This is a genomic window from Frankia sp. AgKG'84/4, from assembly GCF_023242965.2.
Classification (GTDB): domain Bacteria; phylum Actinomycetota; class Actinomycetes; order Frankiales; family Frankiaceae; genus Frankia.
This window is the reverse complement of sequence record NZ_JALKFU020000258.1, coordinates 1-7,235: the sequence shown is the minus strand read 5'-3', so window position 1 is coordinate 7,235 and position 7,235 is coordinate 1. Positions and strand designations below refer to the sequence as shown.

Here is a 7,235-nt window from a genome sequence, read left to right as displayed (position 1 = left end):
ACCCCCGCCTGGGCGCTGCGCCGGATCCGGCACTCGCGCAGCGAGACCCGCGCCGCGCCCTCGCCCAGCAGCCCGTCGGCGCCGGCCCGGACGATCTCACATCGCACGAGACGCACACCGTCGGAGTCATCGTCGCTGGTCCCAGCATCGCTCTGGTCCTCGACATCGCCGCGGTCCCCGGCGTGGCTGGGGCCCTCGGCATGGCTGGGGCCCTCGGCATGGCTGGGGCCCTCGGCATGGCTGGGGCCCTCGCTGTGGACCCGGATCCCCTCCGCGCCGGGGTGCAGGAACACGCAGTCGGTCAGGGTGGCGGTGGCCTCCTGCTCGACGAGCAGGCCGCTGCTGGCGGTCCGGCTGATCTCGCAGTCCCGCGCCCGCAACCGCGCGCGGCCGCGCAGCCGCACCCCCGGGCCGCCCACCCGGCTCACCCGGGAGTCGACCAGGTCCAGGCTCGCCTCGCCACCGAGGACCACCCCGGAACCCGACACGCCCTCGATGACACAGGCCTCCAGCGTCGCCACCGCGGTGCCGAGCAGATGCAGGCCGGTCAGAGCCGCGCCAGCGAGGCGGCAGGCCGAGAGCCGAAGGGTACCGGCGGCGGCCTCGATCCGACCCCCCACGATGTCGCAGTCGACCAGGTCGACCGCGCCGGCCGCGACGACCAGCACCGCGCTGGCCGGGTCGGCGCCGGTCAACCCGACGCCGCGCAGGGCGACGTCCGCCCGCACCACCACCGCGGCCACGCCCGTCAGCCACACCGTTCCCGGACCGCCCTCGGCGACGAGACGCACTCCGCGGTCGAGAACGACCTGTTCCGCGTAACGGCCGGGCGCGATCGTCACCACTCCGCCGTCCGGCACCGCCCGCAGCGCCGCGCCGAGCGTCGGGAACGCGCCCGGTCCGACCCGCACACCGCACGCGCCGACCTCTCCGCCCGCCACGGCCGCGCCCGCCACGGCACCGTCGGAGGTGGGCGCCGACCATCGCGCCCCGTCGGCGCCGCCGCCTTGCGCGAGGCCGTCTCCCCCGACACCAGCACCCGCGACACCAGCACCCGCGACACCAGCACCCGAGGTGCCACTCCCCGCGACGGTCCCGGCGACGCGACCGCGCCCCGTTCGCTCCCCGCCCCGCACCCTGCGCATGCTCCTACTTCCGTCCTGCCCGCTCGAGTCCCTCGACACCGCAGCCGACACCGCAGCCGGCTCCGCACAGGCCCTCAGTCATCGCCGCCCGTACCGGCGACCTCAGGTGGCGCGACGATGTGGCTCGGCGCGGGGGTGCCCGGAGCCGCGTTCTTGGGCCTCGGGATGTTGTCCTGAGGACGCACGCCGATCGCCTTGAGCAGCAGGAAGGCACCCATCGCCCGCTCGGCGACCCGCTCGATGTAGATCGCGGTGAGATCGACCAGGCCGCCGCGGTGGAAGTAGCGCCCGGAGCCGGCCAAGTGGCCGATCGTCCGCGCACCACCGATCGTCGAACTGACGATCAGCGTTCCGGCGCCGCCCCAGGCGCCGGCAAGGGCGGCCTGGCCGCCGTGCAGCGGAACGTAGTCCTTCGGCAGGCCGAAGGCGGCCGCGTTCACGGCGTTCGCCACATAGGAGGCGACGAAGTTCACGACGATGGTGCCCTGAACGAAGTCGTAGGCACTCTGCCGCCAGCGGGGCGGGTTCTCGGTCGAGGCCCAGTCGTTGTCCCAGAACTTGTCGTGGTTGTAAGGGCTGCGGTTCCAGTCCTTGCCGCTGTCGAGGTTGGCCAGGCCGTCCTTGAAACCCTTGGCCACCTTCCACCGATCGTGGATCACACTATTGGTGATCTTGAGTGAGGTGCCGACGGCGGAACCGGTCAGCGCCCGGTACCAGTCCTCCTTGTGCAGGTCGCCCTGGTTGAAGGCGAGGGCGAGCCCCACCTGGGCGGTGAAGTCCATCAGGAACTCCTGGGTGAAGTCCAGCGCGGCTTTCTGCAGCGTGCGGCGCAGCGGGCTGACAAACTCGCCGAACACTCCGTCGATCGCCTTGTACTGCAACCGGTTGGACTCCCGCCACATCCGGTTCTTGCCGCGGAACTCACTGGCGAGGCCCCGGAACTCGAACTCGCGGCCGACGATGCCGAACCCGCGGTGCTGGATCGACCAGCGGTTCAGCGGGCCGCGCTCCCACACCGTGCCGGACAGGGAACGGAAACGCAGCAGCCGGCCGGCCGCGTCGGTCTCCCGCCACTGCTTGTGGAAACTCTCCGTCTCCCGGAACAGCCCGGGTTCGGGCTCTGTCCGGGTCCGGAACACCGCGCCGTGGTCGAACTCCTGCCAGGTTCCGTGGCCGATGGCGTCCAGCGGCCCCCGGTGCGTGTCGTACTTGAGCACCCGGCCGCCCACCAGTTCACGAAGGACGTTGTTCTGCCCGTCGATGTCGCGCCACGGGGCGCGCCCGGTACCCGCCGGGGGGTGTGCCTGCCAGTTGCCGTTCGCGTGCTGGAACTCGCGCCGCGCCCGGCTGCCGGGCACCTCGGTGCCGTCGATACCGCGGATCTCCGACGTCCAGCTTCCATCCGCCCGCCGCCACCCGACGAGCGACCTGCCCCGGTCCAGGGCCCGCAGCTCGCGCAGCGCGACCTGGGTGTTGCCCACGACGGTGAAGTCGCGGTAGGAGTCGTCCCAGGCGCCGGTCCAGCGCTTGTTGCGGCCGCTGACTCGGATCCCCGTGTGGGTGCCGTCGTCCCACGTCCACGTGCCGGTGCGGGGGTCGCCCTCGGCGTGCACCGTGATCGGGGCGACGGCGCCGTCCGCCCCCGCGGGGCCGTGCCCCGGCCACTCGTCCCGACGGTCGATGATCTGCCCCATGGTGTTGCGGGTGATCGTCCGGGCGGGCGCCTCGGCCGGGGCGAACGCGGCGGCCGGGCGCTGATCCGGGTCGAACCGGGGCCGGTCGGCCGGTCGGACCACGTGGACGATGTTGCCCTGGGTGTCGGTGTAGCGCACGGCCCGCCATTCGCCGGCGGCCTCGGCGCCCTGGGTGGCGTCCACCCAGTGCCGGCCATCGCCGGAGAAGAACCGCTGTCCCGTCTCCGCGCCGTTCGTCCAGCGCAGGGAGCGCCCGCCGGGCTGCGGGACTCCCCCCGGCGGCAGCGACTCCCAGGTGCGGTGCGCACCCTTGCCGATCTCCACGGTGCTGCCGTCGTCGAGCTTGAGCTTGCCCCGCACGAACAGGCCGTCGCGGGTGAAGTCGGAGTACGAGCCGTCGGGGGTGACCGCGCGTACGCCGGAGTGCAGGACATTGCCGCCCGCGGTCTGCTCGGTCCACCGGAAGACCTGGTAGCGGCTGTCGCCGCGGACCAGGCCGGGGTTGGGGAAGTCGACCGCGCCGAGTTTGTCCCCCAGGACCCGGGCGGCGAGCCAGTTGGGGCCAGTGAGGGTGTCGGGGTTGCGCCACAGCACCTGCGGCGGTTTCTGCTCGGCCCAGCGCGTGGTCACCAGATGGTTGCCGTTGTGCAGGATCTCCAGGGAGCCGGTGTCCTTGAGCTGCGGGGAGATCTCCTTGTAGGCGACGGAGGGGGCGCCCTGGGTGATCGGGTGCTCGCGGTCGTGCAGGGCGTTCGCGAAGGAGTGGTACACCGAGTTGTGCCGCTGGGCGATCGCCGCGGCGCCGGTCGGATCGTGGACGTCCAGCCAGCTCTGCCGCATGCGGCTGAACACGCGGGTCCCCTCGGCGGCCAGCGTGCCGTCCGCGGTGAACCGGTACCAGCGCCACGAGCCGTCGGCCTGCGCCTCGGCGCGCACCACCCCGTCGGCGGTCGTACGGCCCTTGCGCACGGTGACGTTCAACGGCCAGTGGTGCTGGTCGTCGACCCACATCCGGCCCTCGGGGAGGTCCGTGAAGGTGCGCGTGCCCCGCCCCATCGAGGCGCCGGGCGTGCCGGCGTGGCTGCCCGCCCACGCGTGCCAGTGGCGCCGGCCGCCGGTGGCACGGAAGACCTCCAGCGTGGGCCGCGGATGGCCGGTGCCCGCCCCGAGGGACTCGCGGCTGTAGAACGGTTTGCGGTCGGCGCCGACGAGCTCCACCTCGCCGGTGACCTTCGTCGTGACACTGCCACCGCTGTTGTACGCCGTACGCGGGTTGTTGTCCCGGTCGAGGTTGCCATGGCCGGCCCGCAACCGGCCGTTGCCGTCCGACCGCGTCCACGTTCCGTCCCGTCCCGGTGGGATGCGGCCGTCGCGCGCCGGCTTCGGCCGGTAGGTGACCGCCAGGTGGGTGCCGTCGGCGGTGCCGTCGCGGCGCAGCACGGCGATGCTCTCCGAGAGCAGCTGGCCGTTGCTGGCGATCACCCGGTGGTCGCCGTGGTGCGGTCCCGGGGCGGTGTCGGTGATCCGGTAGCCGACGCCGGCCTCGACATCGACCCGCACGCCCGGGACGACCGCGTTGTTGTGGAGCAGGCGGGCCTGCGGGGCGCCGCGGGCGTCCAGGTGGGCGTGGATGAGGTTCGGCCCGGCGGTGCCGTAGGCAGTGGCCGGCCGCAGGGACTGCTCGACGATGCGGCCATCGGGGGTCTGACGCATCATCTCCCCGGCCGCGTTGGTGAACCGGTAGTCGCCGTTGACACCATGGATCGCGGTCCACTCCCGGGATGCCTCCCCCGGCAAGCCCGCGAGGTCATGGCGGGCGGTCCCGGCGAGCAGGTCGATGTGCACCGTGCCGGCGGCGTTCCCGCTGAGGTCGGTGAGGGGGCCGCCGCGGGCGATGAGGTTTCCGCGCGCGTCGAACCGCTGCCAGGCAGTGCTCGCGGCGTCGGTGAGCTGATGCTCCCCCGCCGGTGTGCGCTGGTAGGTGAGGCGCCGCGGGTCCTGTCCCGGTGCCCGGCGCAGGTCCGCCCATCCGCCGTGCGGGTCGATCTCCACCTGGCCGAGCGGGCCGGCCTGTGGGTCACCGGGTGCGCCCCGTACGTCCAGGCCGAACCGGGTCAGGTTCCCATCGGAGTCGAACAGGCGCCACGAGCCGTCCCCGGCGGTGATCCGGTGCTCCCCGGCCGGCGTTCGCAGATAGGTGACGTCGACGTCGGCGCCGTCCGCGCCGCGCAGCACCCCCGTCCCGGCACCCGGGTCGACCTCCAACCGTCCCAGCGCGCCATGGTCGGCGCCCCGCAGCGGCACCTCGAACCGGGTCAGAGCACCGCCCGCGTCGAACTGACGCCACGAACCGTCGCCCGCGGTGATCCGGTGCGCACCACCCGGCCGCGCCGCGTAGTCGAATGGGGCCTGGTCCCCGCCCGGCGCGCGTAGCACGGCCGATCGCTCGGCGGGCACGACCTCCAATCCGCCCAGCGCACCGTCGTCGGCTCCCCGCAGGTCCAACGCGAACCGGGTCAGGGTTCCGTCCGCGTCGAACACCCGCCACGAGCCGTCCCCGGCGGTGATCCGGTGCTCCCCGGCCGGCGTTCGCAGATAGGTGACGTCGACGTCGGCGCCGTCCGCGCCGCGCAGCACCCCCGTCCCGGCACCCGGGTCGACCTCCAACCGTCCCAGCGCGCCATGGTCGGCGCCCCGCAGCGGCACCTCGAACCGGGTCAGAGCACCGCCCGCGTCGAACTGACGCCACGAACCGTCCTCGGCGGTGATCCGGTGCGCTCCGCCCGGCGCCGCCTCGTAGTCGAACGGGGCCCGCTCGCCGCCGGCGCCGTGCAGAACCGCTGTCCGCTCGCTCGGGCTGATCTCCAGCTGTCCCAGCGGTCCCGCTCCCAGCCCGGTGTCACGGACGGGTAGGCCGAAACGGGTCAGGTGGCCGTCGGCGTTGAACGCGCGCCACGTGCCGTCACCGGCGGTGATCCGGTGCTCCCCGCCCGGCCCCGCCGCGTGGTCGTAGGTGACCGGTGCCCGTCCGCCCGGGTCGTGCAGCGTCGCCCGGCCCTCGGCTGGGCCGATCTCCAGGTGGCCGAGGCGGCCCAGGGAGTCGGTGAGGGTCAGACCGCCGCTGGAGTCGGTGAGGTTGCCTTCGGCGTCGTACACGCGGTAACGGCTGGCGTCGTCCGGGTCGACGATCCGGAACCCGCCAGCGAACTCGGTGAGCTCGCCATGGAAGATCACCTCGTCGTTGGCGGCGAGGATGTGACCGCGGGGCGTCGCCCCGCCCCACAGCAGCCCACCGGAGGGGGGCTCGACGATGAGATACAGGTCGTGCGCGAGGTCACGGCTGACGATGGCCTCGCCGCGACCGCCCAGCCCGAACAGGTCACCCAGGTGACCCAGGCCGCCCAGCACGTTCATGCCGCCGAGGATCCGGGGCCGGGCGAGCAGGGAGCGGCGCAGCTCGTCGAGCTCGGCGTCGCGCAGGTGGGCCGGGTTCAGGCCGAGGGCGTCGAGGCGCTCGTCGGCGACGCCGAAGCGGGTCTGGGCGCCGGCGAGGACGGTGGTGGCGTCGAGCTGGGCGGGGGTGGCGGCGTTCTTGGCTTTGCCGCGGACGGAGGCGGGGACCGAGTTGTTGGCGCGCGAGGGTGCGTTCGGCTGCGGGTGCAGCCGGTCGTGGGCGTCCTGGGCGTCGGCGAGGTGGTGCAGCGCCATGCGGTACTGCGCCCAGGCCTGCTCCTCCGCTGCGGCGACGGGATCGGCGACCCCACGATCCCGCAGCGTGGACATGAGCTTGTTGTGCAGGGACTCCTTGATCCGCAGGTCCTTGCTGGCCTGCGCGAGGCGCAGCCCGTTCGCCGCCGGGTCCGGACCGCCCGCCGCCCGGGTGGCGTCCAGGTGCTCCCGGGCATGGCGGACGTCGCCGGTGCTGCGGGCGAGATCGTCGAGGACGGCGTCGACGTCCTTCGCTTCTGTCGACGCGGGGTGCGCGGAGCCGTCCCGCCGCGGCCCGTGCTCCGACGGGCCTCCGGGCTGCCGGGCGCCGTCCGGCGAGCCGCTGTGGAAGGGGTCGCCGTGGAAGGGGCCGCCGTGGAAGGGGCCGCCAGCGGAGGGCAGGGCTCGGGTCGGCTGAGGGTGCGCGGGCGTCGGGTCGAGGCGGGTGGAGGCGCCCGCCGTGTCCAGTCGTGGCCCGGGGCCGTGGCTCGCGGCCAGCGATGGCTCGCCCAGGCGGGCGCTCGCCCCGTCCGGGCCGGCGCTCGGCCGTGCGTGGGTCACCGCGAACTCGCCGCGGGGCGGCTCGGCGAGCAGGTCCAGTGCGCTACGGACCGGCGCCGATCGCCGGCGAGGCGGTCCCGGTTCGGGAAGATCCCGACCACGTCGGTGCGGCGCTTGACCTCCCGTC

The 7,235-nt window shown here is 74.0% G+C and carries 2 protein-coding genes; both read right to left on the bottom strand.

Translation table 11 applies throughout. From position 1 onward, the window contains the following. A partial coding sequence (locus tag MXD58_RS16105) for a right-handed parallel beta-helix repeat-containing protein (protein ID WP_250609477.1) occupies nt 1–911 on the bottom strand: 911 nt, incomplete at its 3' end. A 308-nt stretch (nt 912–1,219) separates the two neighbouring features. Continuing rightward, the gene (locus MXD58_RS16100) at nt 1,220–7,108 is read right to left on the bottom strand and encodes a hypothetical protein (RefSeq protein ID WP_250609476.1); all 5,889 of its coding nucleotides are present in this window, start codon (nt 7,106–7,108) and stop codon (nt 1,220–1,222) included. Nucleotides 7,109–7,235 lie beyond the last annotated feature (127 nt).